This window comes from Leifsonia sp. NPDC058194 (assembly GCF_042883605.1).
Taxonomy (GTDB): domain Bacteria; phylum Actinomycetota; class Actinomycetes; order Actinomycetales; family Microbacteriaceae; genus Leifsonia.
In genome coordinates this window covers 112,607-130,673 of sequence record NZ_JBHVVL010000005.1, presented here as the reverse complement: position 1 = coordinate 130,673, position 18,067 = coordinate 112,607, and the positions used below count along the sequence as shown (strand labels likewise).

Annotated in this window: 17 protein-coding genes; 7 read left to right on the top strand and 10 right to left on the bottom strand. The window is 70.9% G+C overall.

Annotation, left to right across the window (positions count from 1 at the left end; genetic code table 11):
- Positions 1-2: 2 nt before the first annotated feature.
- Genes ACFVU2_RS17920 through ACFVU2_RS17900 form a run of 5 tightly spaced genes read right to left on the bottom strand, consistent with a single transcriptional unit; the run spans position 3 to position 5,392 of the window.
- The gene (locus tag ACFVU2_RS17920) at positions 3-983 is read right to left on the bottom strand and encodes a sugar-binding transcriptional regulator (protein WP_387877140.1); all 981 of its coding nucleotides are present in this window, start codon (positions 981-983) and stop codon (positions 3-5) included.
- 52 nt (positions 984-1,035) lie between these two features.
- Entirely contained in the window at positions 1,036-2,016 is a 981-nt protein-coding gene (locus ACFVU2_RS17915; RefSeq protein ID WP_387877137.1) for a sugar phosphate isomerase/epimerase family protein, read from the bottom strand.
- A gap of 13 nt (positions 2,017-2,029) precedes the next feature.
- On the bottom strand, positions 2,030-3,544 hold the full coding sequence (locus tag ACFVU2_RS17910; RefSeq protein ID WP_387877134.1) for an FGGY family carbohydrate kinase: 1,515 nt from the start codon (positions 3,542-3,544) through the stop codon (positions 2,030-2,032).
- Positions 3,537-4,517, bottom strand: coding sequence for a transketolase family protein (locus tag ACFVU2_RS17905; protein WP_387877132.1), 981 nt, complete (start codon positions 4,515-4,517; stop codon positions 3,537-3,539). The genes ACFVU2_RS17910 and ACFVU2_RS17905 overlap by 8 nt, the downstream gene beginning before the upstream one ends.
- Positions 4,514-5,392 (bottom strand): transketolase, encoded by an 879-nt coding sequence (locus tag ACFVU2_RS17900; RefSeq protein WP_387877129.1) that lies wholly within the window; start codon positions 5,390-5,392, stop codon positions 4,514-4,516. Before ACFVU2_RS17900 ends, ACFVU2_RS17905 begins: the two co-directional genes overlap by 4 nt.
- Positions 5,393-5,502: 110 nt before the next feature.
- Between ACFVU2_RS17900 and ACFVU2_RS17895 the strand changes: the two genes are divergently transcribed.
- Positions 5,503-6,447, top strand: coding sequence for a nucleoside hydrolase (locus ACFVU2_RS17895; RefSeq protein WP_387877126.1), 945 nt, complete (start codon positions 5,503-5,505; stop codon positions 6,445-6,447).
- Between the two features lie 5 nt (positions 6,448-6,452).
- Here ACFVU2_RS17895 and ACFVU2_RS17890 read toward each other — a convergent pair whose 3' ends face one another.
- Positions 6,453-7,061 carry a TetR/AcrR family transcriptional regulator gene (locus ACFVU2_RS17890; protein ID WP_387877124.1) on the bottom strand — a complete coding sequence of 203 codons (609 nt, stop codon included), beginning with the start codon at positions 7,059-7,061 and terminating at the stop codon, positions 6,453-6,455.
- Between the two features lie 126 nt (positions 7,062-7,187).
- Between ACFVU2_RS17890 and ACFVU2_RS17885 the strand changes: the two genes are divergently transcribed.
- From ACFVU2_RS17885 to ACFVU2_RS17860, 6 genes are all read left to right on the top strand, one after another.
- Positions 7,188-8,708: an ABC transporter substrate-binding protein gene (locus ACFVU2_RS17885; protein ID WP_387877121.1), complete on the top strand. Its 1,521-nt coding sequence runs from the start codon at positions 7,188-7,190 to the stop codon at positions 8,706-8,708.
- Positions 8,709-8,784: 76 nt separating this feature from the next.
- Entirely contained in the window at positions 8,785-9,726 is a 942-nt protein-coding gene (locus ACFVU2_RS17880) for an ABC transporter permease (protein WP_387877119.1), read from the top strand.
- Entirely contained in the window at positions 9,723-11,555 is a 1,833-nt protein-coding gene (locus ACFVU2_RS17875) for a dipeptide/oligopeptide/nickel ABC transporter permease/ATP-binding protein (RefSeq protein ID WP_387877116.1), read from the top strand. Before ACFVU2_RS17880 ends, ACFVU2_RS17875 begins: the two co-directional genes overlap by 4 nt.
- Positions 11,552-12,415, top strand: coding sequence for an ATP-binding cassette domain-containing protein (locus tag ACFVU2_RS17870; protein ID WP_387877114.1), 864 nt, complete (start codon positions 11,552-11,554; stop codon positions 12,413-12,415). The genes ACFVU2_RS17875 and ACFVU2_RS17870 overlap by 4 nt, the downstream gene beginning before the upstream one ends.
- On the top strand, positions 12,412-13,989 hold the full coding sequence (locus tag ACFVU2_RS17865) for a family 43 glycosylhydrolase (protein ID WP_387877111.1): 1,578 nt from the start codon (positions 12,412-12,414) through the stop codon (positions 13,987-13,989). The genes ACFVU2_RS17870 and ACFVU2_RS17865 overlap by 4 nt, the downstream gene beginning before the upstream one ends.
- Positions 13,986-15,743: a DUF5605 domain-containing protein gene (locus ACFVU2_RS17860; RefSeq protein WP_387877108.1), complete on the top strand. Its 1,758-nt coding sequence runs from the start codon at positions 13,986-13,988 to the stop codon at positions 15,741-15,743. The genes ACFVU2_RS17865 and ACFVU2_RS17860 overlap by 4 nt, the downstream gene beginning before the upstream one ends.
- 21 nt (positions 15,744-15,764) lie before the next feature.
- Here ACFVU2_RS17860 and ACFVU2_RS17855 read toward each other — a convergent pair whose 3' ends face one another.
- Genes ACFVU2_RS17855 through ACFVU2_RS17840 form a run of 4 tightly spaced genes read right to left on the bottom strand, consistent with a single transcriptional unit; the run spans position 15,765 to position 18,041 of the window.
- Positions 15,765-16,028, bottom strand: coding sequence for a hypothetical protein (locus ACFVU2_RS17855; RefSeq protein WP_387877106.1), 264 nt, complete (start codon positions 16,026-16,028; stop codon positions 15,765-15,767).
- Positions 16,025-17,332 carry a hypothetical protein gene (locus ACFVU2_RS17850; protein ID WP_387877104.1) on the bottom strand — a complete coding sequence of 436 codons (1,308 nt, stop codon included), beginning with the start codon at positions 17,330-17,332 and terminating at the stop codon, positions 16,025-16,027. Before ACFVU2_RS17850 ends, ACFVU2_RS17855 begins: the two co-directional genes overlap by 4 nt.
- A 2-nt stretch (positions 17,333-17,334) precedes the next feature.
- Entirely contained in the window at positions 17,335-17,655 is a 321-nt protein-coding gene (locus ACFVU2_RS17845; protein WP_387877103.1) for a hypothetical protein, read from the bottom strand.
- Positions 17,652-18,041, bottom strand: a complete 390-nt coding sequence (locus tag ACFVU2_RS17840) for a hypothetical protein (RefSeq protein WP_387877100.1) — start codon at positions 18,039-18,041, stop codon at positions 17,652-17,654. Before ACFVU2_RS17840 ends, ACFVU2_RS17845 begins: the two co-directional genes overlap by 4 nt.
- Positions 18,042-18,067: the final 26 nt, after the last annotated feature.

Below are 18,067 nucleotides of genomic sequence, written 5' to 3'. Positions count from 1 at the left end.
CGTCAGTCGAGCAGGCTGCGCGCCGTGCGGTCGTCGGTCACGAGCACGTCGAGCCAGCCGCCGTGCAGGGCGGCGCGCAGGGCCTCGACCTTGCGGGCGCCTCCCGCGACGCCGATGCGACGGGGGACCGCGCGCAGCTCGTCGACGCTCAGGCCGAGCACGCGGTCGTCGAGGGAGCTGTGCACGAGCTGCCCGTCCGCGTCGAAGAAGCGGAGGCACACGTCGCCGACCGCGCCGAGCTCGCGCAGGTGCGCCATCTCGGCGTCGGAGACCGTGTTGCCCGAGTCCTTGAGCAGGGGGGAGGGCTGGAGGCTGCCGACGCCGACGAGCAGCACCGTCAGCCGCGCCCACATCTCGGCGACCGACGCGATGTACGGATCGGCGATCAGGGAGTCGCGCACCACCTTGCTCGAGACCACTCCGGGTGCCGCGAGGAAGAGCGGCTCTGCGCCGGTGACGCTGGCGAGGCGCTCCGTGAGGTGGGTGGCCTTGACCTGCACGGACGGGTTGCCCACGCCGCCGATCACCTGCACGATGGTCGACGCCGCGCGCTGCGGTCGCGGCATCATCGCATCCACCGTCGCCAGCAGCGACGACGACCACGACGAGATGCCGACCCGGTCGCTCGCGCGCAGGGTCGTCTCGAGGTACGACGCCGCCGCGCTCCCGATCGTGGAGAGCGTGGAGGCCTCGTCATCGCCGGACGACTCCGCGATCACCACGTCGCGCAGCCCGAAGCGCTCGCGCACGCCGTCCTCCAGGTCGGTGAACGTGCCGAGCGGGGAGACGACGACGGTGCGGACGATGCCGAGCGTGACCGCCTCCTTGAGCAGGCGTGAGACGCGCGACTGCGACAGGTTGAGACGGTCGGCGATCTCGGGCTGGCGCACGCCCTGCTCGTGGTACAGCCGTGCCACCTTCGTCATCAGGGAGAGGCGTTCGTTGCCGGGCCGGATGGCGGTGGAGGAGGAATCCGAGGTCACGCGCGACATCCTATTGCATAGCTATGCAGTCCGACGTCGATAGGCCGCGACATCAGTACGAGCTGAACAGGGCCCTCTGGGCGAGCGCGAGGGCACCGACCGCATCATGCCGGTCCTGGGCGGCCTGCAGGGCGGCGAAGTCGAGTTTGTCGAGCCCGCGCTCGGCGGCCTTGAGGAAGTCGATGGCGTGGTCCGCCGCCTGGACGCTGTCCTCGCGGAACGGGAACTGGTCGAGCTGCCAGACGCCCTCCCACCCGTTCTTGCGCAGAGTGTAGAAGAACTCGAACAGCTCGATCGGGTGGATGGTGCCGGCGACCATGTCGTCGTCCCACGAACGCAGGTTGTCGTTGACGTCCATCCCGAACAGGCGGCCGTAGTCGATCGCGAGCTGGGCGGAGTCGGCAGGCGACTCGCCGCCGAACAGGGCGTGGCCGAAGTCGAGCAGGATCCCCACGTTCGGCAGCCCGATCCTCTCGATGCCGAGCAGGGTGCGCGAGACGGAGTCGAACGACATGTGCACGCGCGGCTCGCGCGGCTTGTACTCGATCACGAACTTCAGATCGGGGTTCTCGCTGGCGAGCTGCCCGACACCGTCGAGCGAGTTCTTCCAGAGCGCGCCGTGGTCGACCTGGAACGGGTAGTCCCAGCCGTCCTGGCCCGGCCACAGCTTCACATAGTCGGCGCCGAAGGCGCGCACGACGTCGGCCGCGTCCGTGATGAGCTCGTGGGCGCGGCGGCGCACGCCCGGGTCGGGGTTCGTGAAGGCGCCCTTCGCGAACTCGCGGGTGTAGATCTCGGGGGTGATGCCGATGACGCCGAGGCCGTTGCGGTCGAGCGCCTCCTTCACCTGCTCGTTGCTGAAGTCGCCGCCGAAGAACGGCCAGTTGAGGTCGACGACCGAGAGGTCGCGCACCTGCCCCGCCAGGTCGATCGCGTCGATGATCGTGCGCGGGTCGCCGTAGCCGTCGGTGGCGTAGCGGTCGACGTAGGTGGCGAAGTGCCAGATTCCGGCTCCGTAGCGCTGATTGCTCATGGTGTTCTCCTTGTCACTGGTGCTGCGGGGTTCGCGCCGGGGCGGCGCTGCGGGCGAGGTCGAGGGCGGAGTGCCAGCGGCGGCGGCGGGCGTCGGCCCACCCGGGATCGGCCGCGGGCCGGAACAGTTCGGCGGCGGTGTCGCCGCCGAAGTCGTCGTCGCCCCAGATGCCGGCGGAGACACCGCCGAGACGGGCGGCGCCGAGGGCGGAGAGGCCGGCGGACCCGGGGCGGCGCACCGAACGCCCGGTGAGGTCGGCGATGCGCTGCACGAGCACGTCGTTCGCGGCCGGTCCGCCGTCGACGAGGACCGTCTCGCCGGCCCGGTCGCCGCCGGAGGATGCGGCGTCGAGCACGTCGCCGATCTGGAGGGCGATGGAGTCGACGGCGGCCCGCGCGACCTCCGCCCGGGAGGTGCCGAGGTCGAAGCCACTCAGCACCGCCTGCGCGTGCTCGTCCCACCACGGCGCGCCCAGGCCGGCGAAAGCGGGGACCAGGTCGACGCCGTGCGCCGCCTCTCCCCGGCCGGCCGCGCCGGCCAGCGCGATCAGCTCCTCCGGTGTGCTCCCGAGCAGTCCGGCGAGCCAGACGAGCGTGGCGCCGGTCGAGAGGATGTTGCCCTCGAAGGCGTACGACGGCGCGTCGAGGGACCACGCCACCGTCGTGACGAGACCCGCCGGCGCCTGCTCGCGCCCGGCGAGAAGGCCCATGACCGACGACCCGGTGCCGAGGGTGACCTTCACCGCGCCCGGTGTGCGAGCGCCGTGCCCGAAGAGCGCGGCGTGCGAGTCGCCGAGCACGGCATGGATGCGGGTGCCTGCGGGAAGTGCATCGATGCCACGGACGGCCTCCGTCGCCTGGTCCGAGGCGGCGACGCGGGGGAGGGCGGCACGGGGGATGCGGAACAGGTCGAGCAGCTCGTCGCTCCAGTCGAGTGCGCCGAGGTCGAGCAGTGCGGTGCGGCTGGCGTTGCCCGCCTCCACCCGGAACTCGCCGGTGAGCCGCTGGGCCAGCCAGGCGTCGACGGTTCCGACGCCGATGCGGCCCGCGCCGGAGAGTCGCCGGTCGGGATCGACCGCGTCGAGCAGCCAGGCGAACTTGAGGGCGGAGAACATGGGGTCGATCGGCAGTCCGCAGACGGCACGGACGCGTTCGCCGTGTCCAGCCGCACCGAGCGCGCGGGCGGCGTCGGCCGTCCGGCGGTCCTGCCACCCGAGCACCGGGCCGAGGGGCTCGCCGGTCTCGCGATCCCAGACGACGGCGGACTCGCGCTGGGTGCTGAGAGCGACGCCCGCGACGCGGGCGCCATGGGCCTCGGCCGCCTGACGGGCGGCTTCCGCCGCCGCGACGGCGACGCTGGTCGCGATCTCGTCGGCGGACTGCTCCACCCAGCCGGGGAGGGGGTGGTCCTGGCCGATGGCGACCGAGCCGCGACCGAGCACGGTGCCCGCGCGATCGACGGCGACCGCCTTGGTCGAGCTGGTGCCCTGGTCGACGGCGACGATCACGTCGCGTCGCGTGTCAGACATTCGCGAGGGCCTCCTGGGCGGCGTCGGCGAGGTGGGCGGGGGTCAGGCCGAAGTGCTCCAGCAGGGTGTCGGTGCTCCCGGTCGGGGCGAACTCGGTGAGGCCCACGATACGCAGGGGTACCCGGGAACGCGACGGGAGCTGCGCGACGACGGAGGCGACGGCTGCTCCGAGGCCGCCGGCGACGTTGGCCTCCTCCGCGGTCACGATGGCGCGCGTCTCGCCGGCGGCCGCGACGATCGCGTCGACGTCGAGCGGGGAGATGTAGACGGCGTTGAGCACGCGGGTCGAGAGTCCGGCCTGCTCCAGGATCTCGGCGGCGCCGAGCGCCCGTGAGACCAGGGTTCCGGTGGCGACGATCGTGACGTCGTCGCCAGCGCGGGCCAGGTCGAAGCGTCCGCGCACGAGCTCGCTGCTCGGCGAGGTGACGTCGGGCACCTTGTGCCGGCCGACGCGGATGAAGGTGGGGCGCGGGTCGGCCACGGCGTTGCGCAGCGCCTGCCGTGTCTGGCGGCGGTCCGCCGGTACGACGATGTCGAGTCCCGGGAGAGCGCGCAGCCACGACAGGTCCTCGACGGAGTGGTGCGTCGGGCCGAGCTCGCCGTACGCCATGCCCGGGCTCATCCCGCACAGGATGACCGGGTGGCGGCTGTAGGCGACGTCCGCCTTCACCTGCTCGAGCGAGCGGCCCGTCAGGAACGGCGCGGCGGCGCACACGAACGGGATGAGTCCCGAGCTCGCGAGCCCTGCGCCGACGCCGACCATGTCCTGCTCGGCGATGCCGACGTTGATGAGGCGGTCCGGGAACTCGTCGCGGAAGGCGACCAGGTTGCTGGAGCCGACCGAGTCGTTGCAGACGGCGACGATGCGCTCGTCGGTCCGGGCGAGAGCGATGAGCTCGTCGGCGAAGGCGGTGCGGTTGTCGTAGCCCGGCGCCTCCGCGATGGTGCCGGTGTTCAGGGTGCCGATGGTCATGCGAGCTCCTCGAGTGCCTGGGCGATCTGGTCCGCGGTCGGCACCTTGTGGTGCCACTCGACGCGGTCCTCGATGAAGGACACGCCCTTGCCCTTCACGGTGTTGGCGATGACGGCGACGGGCCGCCCGGTGGTCGAGGGCCGGAAGGCCTCGATGAGCGCGTCGTAGTCGTGGCCGTCGATCTCGCGCACCTCGCAGCCGAACGCGGCGAGCTTGGCGTCGAGCGGGTCGAGCGCGTTGGTGTCCTCGGTGCGCGCCCCCTGCTGCAGGCGGTTGCGGTCGACGACCGCGGTCAGGTTGCCGAGACCCTGGTGGGCGGCGGCCATGAGGGCCTCCCAGTTGCTGCCCTCCTGCATCTCGCCGTCGCCGAGCACCACGAAGACGCGTGCGTCGACGCCGCGCAGCCGGGCGGCGACCGCCTGGCCGACGGCCACGGGGAGGCCGTGCCCGAGCGGGCCGGTGTTGGTCTCGACCCCGGGCACCTTGTTGCGGTTGGGGTGGCCGTTGAGCTCCGAGTACGGCTGCATGAACGTGTTCAGCGCCGCGGGCGGGAAGTACCCCGTGTCGGCGAGCGTCGAGTAGAGCGCCGCCGCGCAGTGCCCCTTGCTCAGGATGAACCGGTCGCCGTCGGGGGAGGCGGGGGCGGCCGGGTCGATGCGCATCGTGTAGGCGAAGAGCGTGGTGAGGATGTCCGTCACCGAGAGGTCCCCGCCGATGTGGCCCTGGCCGGCGTCGCCGATCATGCGGACGATGCGGCGGCGGGTGCGGCGGGCGGTCTCCGAGAGGAGTTCGGAGCGCTCGTCGGCGCTCGCGGAGCCGAGCTGCTCGCGCCGCCGGCGCCAGCTCTCGATCTGCTCAGGATCTTTCGACAACATGGTGTGCATACCTATTCACTCGTGACCAAACTTGCAATGAGTGTGTCATGCGGTGCACAATGCTGTCAATCGGCGCACGACGGAGACGCCGACGGACCCAGGAGGAGACGATGACGCAGCCTCGCATCCGTGTGATCGCGGACAACGACTACTCCGGCGACCCGGACGGTCTGGTGCAGCTCGCGCACCACCTCCTGTCGCCCTCGGTCGATTTGCGCGCCATCATCGGAAGCCACCTGCGCCCCGGCGATCCCTTCGACCCGAGCGAACGCACCGGCGAGAACGCGGCGGCCCGCGCTCAGGAGGTCGTCGACGCGGTCGGCTCCGCCCGTGCGCCGGGCAGCCCCCGCGTGATCGCGGGCAGCAACGTCGGTCTCGCGGACGCCCGCACCCCCATCCGCTCCGTCGCGGCCACCGCGATCGTGCTCGAGGCGATGCGCGACGACACGGACCTGCCGCTCTACCTCGCCTGCGGCGCCGGCCTCACCGAGATCGCGAGCGCGTGGCTGATGGAGCCGCGGATCGCCGAGCGCGTCACCATCGTGTGGATCGGCGGTCCGGAGGATCCGGACCTCGCCTCGCCGCCGCCCGGCCACTCGGAGGTCGAGTACAACCTCGCGATCGACCCCATCGCTGCGCGCGTGGTGCTCGAGGACTCCGACCTCCCGCTCTGGCAGGTGCCGCGCAACGCGTACCGCCAGGCGCTGCTCTCGACCGCCGAGCTGGATGCGCGCATCCGCCCGCGCGGGGCGATCGGAGCCCTGCTCGCCGACAGCATCGACCGCGTCGCCGAGTTCGCCGGCGCGGCGGGCCTGCCGCTCGGCGAGACCTACGTCTACGGCGACAGCCCGCTGGTGCTGCTCACGGCGCTGCAGTCGTCGTTCGAGCCCGACGCGTCGTCGAGCGAGTCCGTGCTCCGTCCCGCGCCACGGCTCTCAGCCGACGGCGTCGCGACGTTCGACGGCAGCGGGCGCAGCATCCGCGTCTTCACCCGGCTCGACCTCCGGCTCATGTTCGAGGACCTCTTCGCCAAGCTCGCGAGGGCCGCACGATGAGCCGGTCAGAACTCCTCGACCGTCACCTGCCGCAGGTAGGTGCGCAGCTGGCCGGCCATGTCGACCTGGTCGGGGTGGTACAGCCACTGAAGCTGCAGGCCGTCGGTCAGCGCGATCAGCGCCCGCGCGGTCTCGTCGGGGTCGATGCCCGGCCGCAGCTGGCCGGCCGCGGCCATGTCGCGGAACGCGCGCATCAGCGCGCTGACCACGCGCTCGTCGCGGCCGGTGTAGTAGGCGTGCGCGGGATGATCCCGGGCCGTCGCCTCGGCGGAGACGACCGCGTGCAGCTCGACGAGTCCCGGCACGGTCGCGTTGTGCTCGATCAGGGCGACGTAGCCGCGGACGGTGTCGAGCCCGGGCACGCCCTCCTCCAGCGGGATGTACTCGAGCGCGCGTTCGTCGCGCAGGTCGAGCACCGCCGCCAGCAACTCGGATTTGTTCGCGAAGTGGTGCAGGACGCCCGCCTGGCTGATGCCGGCGCGTTCGGCGATCTCGCGGATCGAGCCGCTCCGGAATCCGGAGGCGGCGAACACCTCGATACAGGCTTCGAGGATTTCTCGGCGACGTTCGGCGGTCTTGGCGTAAGCGCCACGACGGCGACCAGTCGTTGTCATGAACGTGAGGGTAGCAGCCCTCGCGAGCGCGGCGAACAAAAACCGAGTAGCTATTCGGTTTTTGTGTTAGCTTCGCTTCTCAGCGTTAGTCCGACGACGGACTACCAGATCTGAAAGGGACCGAAGATGTTCCGATGGAAGAGGCTGGCGGCTGTCGCCGCTGTCGTGGGGCTGGCACTCACCGGCTGCACGGCGACGTCGGGAGGGTCGGGCGGCAGCAGCTCGACGCTCACTCTCGGTGTGCTCGTGCCTGCGACGACGTTCTCGGCGCAGGACATCAACTGGGCGAACGAGTCGCCCTACGGACAGGCGGTCTACGACGGCCTCGTCCGGGCGGATCCGGACGGCACCGTGGTGCCGTGGCTCGCCACCAAGTGGTCGTACGACGACGCCAAGACGAAGCTCACGATGACCCTCCGGTCGGACGTGACCTTCACCGACGGCACGAAGTTCGACGCCGACGTCGCCGCGCAGAACCTCATCCGGTTCCGTGACGGCGACTCCCCGAACAAGTCGCTTCTCGCGCTGGTGTCCGCCGCCAAGGCCGTCGACCCGACCACGCTCGAGATCGACCTCTCGGCGCCCGACCCCGCGCTCCTCACCTCGCTCACGCAGAACGCGGGCCTGGTCGAGAGCCCGAAGGCGTTCACCAGCTCCACGATCAAGACGGTGCCCGTCGGTTCCGGTCCGTACGTCCTCGACACCAAGGACACGGTCGTCGGCTCGTCGTACACCTTCACGAAGAACGACAAGTACTGGGCGCCCAAGACCGTCCACTACGACAAGCTCGTCCTCAACGTCTACGGCGACGCGACCTCGCTCCTCAACGCCGTCAAGGGCGGACAGGTCAACGCGGCGAACACCCCGGACAACAACTCCCTCGACCAGATGAAGGCGGCCGGGTTCACCGTGAACCCGCTCGAACTCAACTGGACCGGCCTGATCCTGTTCGACCGCGGCGGCACCACCAACCCGGCCCTCGGCGACGTGCGCGTCCGCCAGGCGATCAACTACGCGTTCGACACCAAGGCGCTCCTCAAGGCGGTCGGCAAGGGCTACGGCACGACGACGTCGCAGATCTTCCCGACCAACTCCCCGGGCTACGACAAGTCGCTCGACAGCTACTACGCCTACAACCCGGAGAAGGCCAAGGAGCTGCTGAAGGAGGCCGGCTACGCCAACGGCCTGACGCTGGAGCAGCCGTCGTCGTCGCTCCTCGGCCAGGCGACCTACACCCTGATCGCCGAGCAGCTGAAGGCCGTCGGGATCACCGTGAAGTACACGGACACCGGCAACAACTTCATCTCGGACGTCCTCGCCCCGAAGTTCGGCTCGATCTACATGATCCTGCAGGAGGACCCCACCGCCTGGCAGATCGCCAACTTCTCGCTCCTGCCCACCGCCTCCTGGAACCCGTACCACTACGACGACCCCACCGTGGTCTCGCTGGTGAAGACGATCCAGACGGGCACGACCGACGAGGCCGACGCGGCCACCAAGCAGCTCAACGACTACATCGTCAAGCAGGCCTGGTTCGCCCCGTGGTACCGGATGCAGTCCAGCTACGTGACCGATGCGAACACCGCGGTCACGGTCCAGCAGGGCAACGCCTACCCCTACCTGTGGAACTTCACCCCGAAGTCCTAGCCGGCCGGGCGGGCCGCGTCACCGATGCGGCCCGCCCCGTCCCCGACCTCCGGGTCTCCGATCGAAAGGGGCAGCAGTGCTGACCTTCATCGCCCGCCGGCTCCTCTCCGGCGTCGTCCTCCTCTTCGTCGTCTCGACCGTCGCCTTCTTCCTCCTCTACGCGGGCAGCGGCGACATCGCCCGGCGGATCCTCGGCCAGTCGGCCACGACCGAAGGCGTCGCCCAGAAGGCGCACTCGCTCGGCCTCGACCGCCCCGTCATCGTGCAGTACGCCGACTGGCTCGGCCACGCGGTCACCGGCGACCTCGGCTCCTCGTGGTTCACGGGCCAGGACGTCTCCACCGCGATCACCTCGCGCCTCTCGGTGACGCTCTCGCTCGTCATCGGCGCCACCGTCGTCAGCGCGATCATCGCGGTCGTCCTGGGCGTCGCGGCGGCCCGCCGTCGCGGCTGGGTCGACCGGGTCGTGCAGGTCATCTCCATCCTCGGCTTCGCCATCCCCGGCTTCCTGGTGGCGCTCGGGCTGGTGATCGTGCTCGCCATCAACCTCCACTGGTTCAAGCCGACCGGGTACGTGCCCTTCGCGACCTCCCCGGCAGGCTGGCTCTCCACCGTCACCCTGCCGATCATCGCTCTGGCGCTCGGCGGCATCGCCGGTGTCACCCAGCAGATCCGCGGCTCGGTCATCGACGCCCTCCGCCAGGACTACGTGCGCACGCTCCGAGCCCACGGGGTGCCGATCGGGCGCGTCGTGTACAAGCACGTCCTCCGCAACGCCGGAGGCCCCGCCCTCGCGGTGCTGGCCGTGCAGTTCGTCGGCATGTTCGGCGGTGCGGTCATCGTCGAGCAGATCTTCGCCATCCCCGGGCTCGGTCAGGTCTCCGTGACCGCCACGAGCCAGGGCGACATCCCCCTGGTGATGGGACTGGTCGTCGTGACGGCGGCCCTCGTCGTCATCGTCAACCTCCTGATCGACCTGCTGCAAGGCTGGCTCAACCCCAAGGTGCGCCTCTCATGACCTCATCGGCCCCACTGCCCGACCCGTCCCTGACGCCCGCCGTCGAGGAACGCGGCGCGAACGTGTCGCTCCTGCGGCGCCTGCTGCGCAACCCCGTCGGCATCGTCTCCATCGTCTTCCTCCTCCTGCTCGTGCTCGTCTCGGTCTTCGCACCGCTGCTCGCCCCGCACGACCCCAACGCCGCGTCGCTGAACGACGTGCTCGCCCCTCCCGGGCCCGGGCACCCCCTCGGTGCGGACAGCGCGGGCCGCGACGTGCTCTCGCGTCTGCTCTTCGCCGGACGCTTCAGCATCGCCGGCGCACTGCTCGCACTGGTCGTCGCCATGGTCATCGGTGTGATCGGCGGACTCATCGCCGGCTACTTCGGCGGCTGGTTCGACACGGTCTCGTCGTGGCTGACCGGCCTCCTGATGGCGCTGCCCGGCATCGTCGTCCTGCTCGCCGCCCGCTCGGTGCTCGGCCCGTCGATGTGGCTGTCGATGGCGATCTTCGGCGTGCTGATGTCGCCCGCGTTCTTCCGGCTGGTCTACGCCTCGGTCACGAGCGTCCGCAACGAGCTGTACGTGGATGCGGCGCGCGTCTCGGGCCTCGGCGACACCCGCATCATCGCGCACCACATCCTCACCGTCGTACGTGCCCCCGTCATCATCCAGGCGGCCATGATCGCCGGCATCGCGATCGCGATCCAGGCCGGGCTCGAGTTCCTGGGGCTCGGCGACATGAGCATCCCGACCTGGGGCAGCATGCTCAACGACGGCTTCGCGAACATCTACGCCGACCCGCTGCTCATGCTGTGGCCGAGCGCGGTCATCGCTCTCACCTCCATCGCGCTCACGCTGCTCGCCAACGCCATGCGCGACGAGCTGGAGCGCTCCGGAGGCCGCCGGCACAAGGCGCGCAAGCCCGCCGCCGGCGACGAGGAGTCCCGTCGCGACGACGCGGTGCGCCACCCCGACGACACACGGACCTCCTCGTTCGGACACGGCGACCTGCTCGTGGTCGGCGGGCTGTCGGTCGGCTACGACCAGCAGGACGGCTCGGTCACCACCGTCGTCCACGGCGTCTCCATCACGGTGCGCCGCGGCGAGGTGCACGGCCTCATCGGCGAATCCGGCTCGGGCAAGACCCAGACGGCCTGGTCGGTGCTCGGCCTGCTGCCCGAGGGCGGCCGGGTCACCGGCGGCTCGATCCTGTTCGACGGGAAAGATCTGGCGACGCTGCCCGAGAAGGAGTTCCAGAAGCTCCGCGGGCGGCGCATCGCCTACATCCCGCAGGAGCCGATGTCGAACCTCGACCCGTCGTTCACCATCGGCAGCCAGCTGGTCGAGCCGATGCGCCTCTGCCTCGGCATCGGCAAGAAGGAGGCGACCGCCCGGGCGCTGGAGCTGCTCGCGAAGGTCGGCATCCCGAACCCGCAGCGCACCTTCGCGGCCTACCCGCACGAGGTCTCCGGCGGCATGGCCCAGCGCGTGCTCATCGCGTGCGCCATCTCGTGCGAGCCCGATCTGCTCATCGCCGACGAGCCCACCACGGCGCTCGACGTGACCGTGCAGGCGGAGGTGCTCGACCTGCTCCGGTCGCTGCAGGACGAGCTCCAGATGGGCGTCATCCTGGTCACCCACAACTTCGGCGTCGTCGCCGACCTGTGCGACCGGGTGTCGGTGATGCGGGGCGGCCGCATCGTCGAGTCCGGTCCGGTGCGCACGATCTTCGCGCACCCGGAGCACGAGTACACGAAATCGCTGTTCGACGCGATCCTCGACGAGGCGGAGTCCCGTGCCCCGCTCGCCGAGCCCGCGCAGACCGGCGCGGAAAGGATCGCACGATGAGTCCGACAGCGCCCCAGGCACCGACGCTCCTCGATGTGCGCGACGTCGTCGTCGAGTACCCCGTCAAAGGTTTCCGTGCGCAGCCGTTCCGCGCCCTCAAGGGGGTGTCGCTCGACGTGCGGCCCGGCGAGACCGTCGGCCTGGTCGGCGAGTCCGGCTCCGGCAAGACCACACTCGGCAGGGCCGTGCTCGGCCTCGCACCGGTCACGGGAGGCGAGATCCTCTACAACGGAGCCGACATCTCCGGCTACGGCCGTCGGCAGCGACGTGCACTGTCGAGCGAGATCCAGGTGGTCTTCCAGGACCCGTACACGTCGCTGAACCCGTCCCTCACGATCGAGCAGATCCTCACCGAGCCGCTCGTCGTGCGCAAGGTCCCGGCGAAGCAGGCCGCGCAGCGTGTCCGCGAACTGCTCGACCAGGTGGGGCTGCCGACCAACGCGGCGGCCCGCCTCCCGCGCGACTTCTCCGGCGGTCAGCGGCAGCGCATCGCCATCGCGCGGGCGCTCGCGCTCGACCCCCGGCTGATCGTCTGCGACGAGCCCGTCTCGGCACTCGACCTCTCGACCCAGGCCCGCGTCCTCGACCTGTTCCGCGACATCCAGGACCGCACCGGGGTCGCCTACCTCTTCGTCTCGCACGATCTCGGCGTGGTGCGCCACCTCAGCCACCGCGTCGCCGTCATGTACCACGGCGAGATCGTGGAGTGGGGGTCGGGCGACCAGGTGACGTCCCGGCCCGAGCATCCGTACACGCAGAAGCTGTTCCTGGCCGCGCCCATCCCGGACCCGGACCGGCAGGAGGAGCGCCGCGAGGACCGCCGCCGCCTCGCCGAGCAGCTCGCGGAGGCGGGCGCGTGACGGCCCCGGCGGCGGCCGTCGCGCAGCGCGTCTTCCCGAACCCGCTCCTCCCCGGATTCAACCCGGATCCGAGTGTCCTCCGGGTGGGCGACGACTTCTACATCGTGACGTCGACCTTCGAATACCTGCCCGGACTGCCGGTCTACCACAGCACGGATTTCGTGCAGTGGGAGCTGATCGGCACCGTCATCACCCGGGACGCCCAGGCGGGGCTGGCGGAGGTGCCCACCGGAGGCGGGGTCTGGGCACCGACCATCCGCCACCGCGACGGCGTCTTCCATGTGATCGTCACCATCGCGATGGGGCGCGGCTGCATCGTCTACACGGCGACCGACCCGGCGGGGCCGTGGAGCGACGGGACTCCGCTGCCCGGCGTGACCGGCATCGATCCCGACCTCGCCTGGGACGACGACGGCACCGCCGTCGTCACGTTCTCGGGCCTGCAGACCACCGGCGACGACCTCGGGGCGCACCACGGCATCCAACAGGTGCGCGTCGACCTCGCGACCGGTCGCACGCTCGAGGAGCCCCGGTCGCTCTGGTCGGGGACGGGGCTGAAGTTCCCCGAGGCGCCCCACCTCTACCGGCGAGGCGATTACTGGTACCTCCTGATCGCCGAGGGCGGCACGGAGCGCGGGCACGCGGTGAGCGTCGCCCGGTCCGACTCGCCGTACGGGCCGTTCGACCCGCACCCCGGCAACCCGGTGCTCAGCGCGCGCAGCACCTCCCGGCCCATCCAGAACACGGGTCACGGCGACCTCGTCGAGACCCCGGACGGCGGCACCGCCCTGGTGCTGCTCGGGATGCGCCCGCTCGGGATGACGCAGGCGTTCAGCGCGCTCGGCCGCGAGACCTTCGCGACCCCGGTGACCTGGGTCGACGGCTGGCCGATCGTCGAGCCCGTGGAGCTGCGGCCCGCCTCCCCCTCCCTCGACTACGACATCGTGTTCGGCCCGGAGGGCGAGCGCGACGGCGGGAGCGAGGGCGAGCGCCGGCTCGACGACGGCTGGCTCGCCGTGCGGCGTGAGCCGTCGACGTTCACCCGTTTCGACACGGCCGGTCGCCTCGTGCTCGACGGCTCCGGCCGCGGCCTCGACGACCCGACGCCGGCCTTCCTCGGCCGTCGCCAGGTCACGCCGTTCGCCGACTTCTCGGCGACGATCGACGTCACCGCGGGAACGGGCGGAGTCGCCGTGCGCTATGACGAGCACGACCACGTCTCGGTGGAGGCGTCGGCGACGCCGGACGGCGTCCGCGTCGTCGCCCGTTACCGGCTGGCCCTGCTGGAGCAGACCTGGGAGGCCGAGCTGCCGCCCGGCGACGTCGCACTCGCCATCGAGGGCGTCGCCCCTCCCGCCGGGTTCGGGCCCGCCGCCATGACCTCCGACCACCTGGTGCTCCGCGCCTCGGCGGGCGGGGTCGACGTGACGTTGGCGACGGTCGACGGGCGCTACCTCTCGGCCGAGACGACGGCCTCCTTCACCGGCCGGGTGCAAGGCGTCTACGCTCGCGACGGAGAGGTCGCGGTCGCGGCCGTCCACTACCGCGGAACAGAACAGGGGATCGACGAGTGACCGGCTACACAGCGGAGTCGCTGCTCAGCGACGCCCTCGACCACGGCGACGCCCACGACCTCCTGCAGCAGTACCTCCCCGGGCTGATCAGCTCGCCCCTCCTGGCGCAGATGCGGCTGATGCCGCTGGGGCAGGTGGTCGCGTTCGGCGGCAGCCATCTCGACGACGGCGCCGTCGAACGGCTGTGGGCGTCCCTCGCCGCGGTGGAGGCGACGGTCGCCGCCCCGCGGGTCGAGGCGCCCGCCATCGATCCCGACCCCGCCTACGAGGCGTCCTCGGTCGAGCGGGGGAGCGCGGTCCCGCGTCACCCCGACGCGGTCGAGCGCTGGAGGGTGTTCGAGCTCAGCCTCGACGGTCCCGACCACGGCAACCCCTTCGTGGACGTGGACCTGCACGCCACGTTCACGTCCGGCGGCGGCGCCGAGGTGCGCGTGGGTGGGTTCTACGACGGCGGCGGCCGGTACGTCGTCCGCTACCTGCCGCCCGAGGACGGGGAGTGGACGTTCGTCACCGACTCCACCGCCCGCTCCCTCGACGGCGTCGCGGGGGCGTTCACCGTGACCGGCCCCGCGCCCGACAACCACGGCCCGGTGCGCGTCGCCGACACGTTCCACTTCGCGCACGCCGACGGCACCCGCCACCTGCCGCTCGGCACCACCGCCTACGCGTGGACCCACCAGCCCGACGAGCTTCAGGAGCAGACGCTGGACACCCTGGCCGCGTCACCGTTCACCAAGCTGCGGATGTGCCTGTTCCCGAAGGCGTACCTCTTTAATACGAACGACCCCGACCGGTACCCGTTCGTGCAGCGGGAGGACGGCTCGTTCGACCTCGCCCGCTTCGATCCGGAGTACTTCGCGCGGCTCGAAGAACGGCTGCGCCGGCTGGACGCGCTCGGAGTGCAGGCCGACCTCATCCTCTTCCACGCCTACGACCGGTGGGGCTTCTCCGATCTGGGTCGCGCCGCCGACGACCGCTACCTGCGCTACGTCGTGCGGCGGCTCGCGGCGTTCGCCAACGTCTGGTGGTCCCTCGCGAACGAGTACGACCTCCTGCGCGCCAAGACGGAGGACGACTTGGAGCGTTTCGCCGCGATCGTCGGAGAGGAGGACCCGAGCGGGCACCTCCTCTCCATCCACAACTGCTTCGGGTTCTACGACCACTCGCGCCCGTGGGTGACGCATGCGAGCGTGCAGCGCGTCGACGTGTACCGCACGGCGGAGAACACCGACGAGTGGCGCGAGCAGTGGGGCAAGCCGGTCGTGATCGACGAGTGCGCCTACGAGGGCGACATCGACCAGGGCTGGGGCAACATCTCCGGCGAGGAGCTGACCCGGCGGTTCTGGGAGGGCGCGGTGCGCGGCGGCTACGTCGGTCACGGCGAGACCTATCTCAACGATCGCGAGGAGCTCTGGTGGTCGAAGGGCGGCGAGCTCGTGGGCACGTCGCCCGACCGCATCCGCTTCCTCGCGGAGATCACGGCGGAGTCGCCGACCGGCGTGCTCGAGCCGCTCCCGAGCGACTGGGACGTGCGCTGGGGCGGAGTGGCCGGTCGCTACCTGATCGCCTACTTCGGCTTCGGCCGCCCGCGCTACCGTGACGTCGTGCGCACGGCCGGGGTGCGCTACACGGTCGACGTGATCGACACCTGGAACATGACGATCGACCGGCTGCCGGGCGAGTACGAGGGCGCGTTCCGCGTGCCGCTGCCCGGCCGCGAGCACATGGCGATCCGTCTCATCGCGGTGGAGTGACGCCGGGCCGGATCGGGCCGCCTAGACCGGGGTGCCCCGGTTCCAGCCGGGCTGCTGCAGGAGGAGGTCGTCGTGCTCGTGGCGGCGGCATTCCTCGACGAACGCCAGCGCAGCGGTGGGGTCGGCGAGGAACCGGGCGTACTGCTCTGCGGTGAGCCGGTAGTACTCCTCGTAGTCGACGACGCCGTTGCTCACCGGGAAGGAGGCGTAGCGCTCGCCGGAGTCCGCGTCGACTCCGAGGGAGAAGCGCTCCGTGCGCGAGACGAATTCATCGCGAGGGTTCATGGGTGGTCCTTCCGTCCGCCGAGCGTCGAGACTCCGTACTGGTCAGGGCGCAGACCCCCGGCGTCGACGACGCCCTCAGAGAATCCTCCTGGCAGGATACCGCCGGGGATCCACTGGTCGTTCGCCCCGGCCTCGTTGCCCGACGGCACCCGCAGGCCCTGGCTTCCCGGCGCCGGAACGTCGACCCGCACCGCGCCCTGGTCGAAGAAGCCGTCCGGAAGGCCGAGTGCCTGCTCCATCGCTCGCGGGTCCCCGCCGGTCTGGCGGATCAGCGCATCCACCTCGCTCTTCGGCATGACGAAGGCCGTGCCGTCGCGCTGCGCGATGCCGTACTTGTCGAGGTTCGACTGGGTCATGAACCGGGTCGCGCCGTCGTCGAAGCGGTGGAGGTGCTGGTCGACGTACTCCGGTGACAGGTAGGTCGATGGATCCGGGCGTGAGCCCTTGTCGATCGCGGTGATTCGATCCCGAGTCTCCTGAGAGAGCGGGTTCTCGCGGCCGGCCGTGCCCGGGAGCCCGTCCGAGCGCGCCGCGGCCGCGCCTCCGCGCTCGCCGTGGAGCATTCCGCTCAGGAGTCCGGCGCCACGCGAGAAGAGGTCCTTCAGAGTGTCGATCACGCGGGAGAGCGACTTGAAGGAGGAGAGCAGGCGGGTGACGGTGCGACCGACGCGGCTCGCGAGGGAGGCGACTTTCGTGCCCACTTGGCCGATGACGAACGGCGTCGCCAGGCCGACCGTGAGGACCATCTCGGTCGCGGCCGAGATGGCCGTGCCGACGACCTGCGAGATGGCGTCACGGACGAGGTCGTGGACGATCTGCACCAGCGTCGACGCCATGCGCAGGCCGCTCGAAATCGCGGATGCCCAGTCGCCCGTGGCGTGGAGGTGTTTCGCACCGTCGGCGGCGAACGCCAGATATGCGTCGATCGTGGCGCCGGAAAGGTCGTCGAGGTCGTCGGTGCGGCGAAGGAACGAGTCGCCGGAGGCGTGCATCCGCCCGGAGATGTTCTCCCAGGTCTGGGCGAACGCGGCGACCTCGCCGGCGCTCCCCGTGATGTCGTTCAGCCAGCCTTTGAGAGGCTCGATGTGGTCGAGCACCCAGCCGAGCCCGTTGGCGATGAGCGTGCCGATCGGATCGATGATCGCGGCGGCAGTGTCGAGCACGGCGGAGAACGCGGCCATCCCGCCCTCGACCCAGTCCCCGGACTGGATGGCATTGACGATGCTCTGGCCGTCTTCGATCAGGAAGGCACCCGAGAACGGTGTCGCTGTGTCGACGGTGGAGGCGACGAGCGGGTTCGCCACGCTCAGCGGTCCAGTCCGCGTTCGATCGTGCGCAGCTGCCGCACGAGGTCGGCCTCACGGTCCTCGACGTCCATCGCGACCGATCGCAACTGGGTGCCCGTGCGGTGGAGGAGCGCCTCCGACTCGTGGAGCAGCTGTATCGCGGCCGCGCTCACGAGCTGCGCCGGCGGGACGAGAAAGCTGCAGAGAACACCGAATGCGCCACCGCCGAGGTTCAGTGTGCGTGCGGCCGAGGAGGCCTCCGCGACGTCTGACGCGATGGCGTCGACCTGCGTGGCCTGATAGCGCAGCAGGTCCGCGTCCATCGCAATGCGGCCGGTCACTGCGCGTGCTCCGACCCGTCGGCCGGCTCCGCCGCGGCGGCAGTCGCGGCGCGTAGAGTGGCGACGGCGGGATCGTCTTCGCCGAGCAGCTCGGTCGCTGCGGCCAGAATCTGGCGTTGGGCGTCGGCCTTGGCCTCGGCGATCAGAGCGAGGAGCTCGCTCGACAGGCGCGCCGAGCCGAGATCCAGCGCTGCGTCGGTGATCCGCAGATCGACGAGCCCGCCGGACTGGTCGACCTCGACTGCGAGATCGCGGCGACGCGAGGTGGCGGTGCCGCGGATCGCGGCCGCGGCGGAGACCAGAGAGGGCAATCGTTCGGCACGCTCCTGCGCCAGGCGAATGTCCGCCTCGACGCGGGCGATGGCGGCATCAGCATCATCGAACACATCAAGCACCCTAGCGGCCGCGAGGA

Bases quoted from the DNA above. Each gene is read 5' to 3' on its own strand.
- ACFVU2_RS17915 (WP_387877137.1), bottom strand. From the start codon at position 2,016: ATGAGCAATCAGCGCTACGGAGCCGGAATCTGGCACTTCGCCACCTAC.
- ACFVU2_RS17910 (WP_387877134.1), bottom strand. From the start codon at position 3,544: ATGTCTGACACGCGACGCGACGTGATCGTCGCCGTCGACCAGGGCACC.
- ACFVU2_RS17905 (WP_387877132.1), bottom strand. From the start codon at position 4,517: ATGACCATCGGCACCCTGAACACCGGCACCATCGCGGAGGCGCCGGGC.
- ACFVU2_RS17900 (WP_387877129.1), bottom strand. From the start codon at position 5,392: ATGTTGTCGAAAGATCCTGAGCAGATCGAGAGCTGGCGCCGGCGGCGC.
- ACFVU2_RS17895 (WP_387877126.1), top strand. From the start codon at position 5,503: ATGACGCAGCCTCGCATCCGTGTGATCGCGGACAACGACTACTCCGGC.
- ACFVU2_RS17890 (WP_387877124.1), bottom strand. From the start codon at position 7,061: ATGACAACGACTGGTCGCCGTCGTGGCGCTTACGCCAAGACCGCCGAA.
- ACFVU2_RS17885 (WP_387877121.1), top strand. From the start codon at position 7,188: ATGTTCCGATGGAAGAGGCTGGCGGCTGTCGCCGCTGTCGTGGGGCTG.
- ACFVU2_RS17875 (WP_387877116.1), top strand. From the start codon at position 9,723: ATGACCTCATCGGCCCCACTGCCCGACCCGTCCCTGACGCCCGCCGTC.
- ACFVU2_RS17870 (WP_387877114.1), top strand. From the start codon at position 11,552: ATGAGTCCGACAGCGCCCCAGGCACCGACGCTCCTCGATGTGCGCGAC.
- ACFVU2_RS17855 (WP_387877106.1), bottom strand. From the start codon at position 16,028: ATGAACCCTCGCGATGAATTCGTCTCGCGCACGGAGCGCTTCTCCCTC.